The sequence below is a fragment of the Mesorhizobium sp. M7A.F.Ca.US.006.04.2.1 genome (assembly GCF_004022915.1).
Taxonomy (GTDB): Bacteria; Pseudomonadota; Alphaproteobacteria; order Rhizobiales; family Rhizobiaceae; genus Mesorhizobium; species Mesorhizobium ciceri.
Map to the genome: position 1 here is coordinate 1 of NZ_RZQA01001456.1, position 802 is coordinate 802.

The 802-nt window shown below is 65.7% G+C and carries 1 protein-coding gene; it reads right to left on the reverse strand.

The genetic code is table 11. The annotated features are described in order from the left end of the window. A partial coding sequence (locus EN925_RS38015; RefSeq protein WP_164894776.1) for an ROK family transcriptional regulator occupies positions 1-612 on the reverse strand: 612 nt, incomplete at its 3' end. Between the last annotated feature and the right edge of the window lie 190 nt (positions 613-802).

Consider the following 802-nt stretch of genomic DNA (forward strand, 5'->3'; position numbering starts at 1 on the left):
AAACAACGTCAACTGCGCGGCACCAAAATGCATCTCGCCAATGGCCGCGCAGTTGACGTTGTTTTCCAGGACGATCGGCACCTCGATGCTGCGCCGCAGCAGGCCAAGCACGGCAGACGGCCCCCCGGGCCGGTCGAAACGATCATTGGAGACGATGCGCGGCACCGCCACCGCAATGGCGCGCAACGCGCGAAAACTCTTGGCCACCTTGGCCATTGTGGCACGCGCGACCGACTCTACGACGGCGCCGACCGCGTCGGCATCGCCGGCTATCGTTTCCGGGATCGGTTCTTCCGCCGACGCCAGCTTCTGCGCATCCATCGAATAGGCGACGGCGCGCACCTGGGCGGCGCCGACATCGATGCCGATCGCGTAGCCGGCACCTGGACCGATGCCGTAGATCGTCGCCGTGCGGCCAATGGCGCCGCGCTCAATCCCACGCGAGGCGACGAGGCCGAGCGCGCTCAGCTCCGACACCGCCGCCGACATGGTAGGCTTCGACAGGTCGAGCATGGCGCCGAGCTTTGGCCGCGTCACCGGCCCGTGCGAGGCAAGCAGGCGCAGCACCGCCCGGGCGCTGTCGGTCAGATTGGGGATTTCCGCAGCCGCCATCTCAGCCGTTCGACCTTTGCCTGAAATCCTGTCTCCGGTCGGCGAAAGCGCATTCGCTGCCCCGACTCGAAAGCCATATCCTGTCCTCAATGCCTCATTGCTGACCGGTTTGGCAATTTCCGCGATGTCCGGACAAGGACGTCAGACTTCGGTCGGCGACCACGGCTTCAGCTTGGTATCGGTCTGGCGG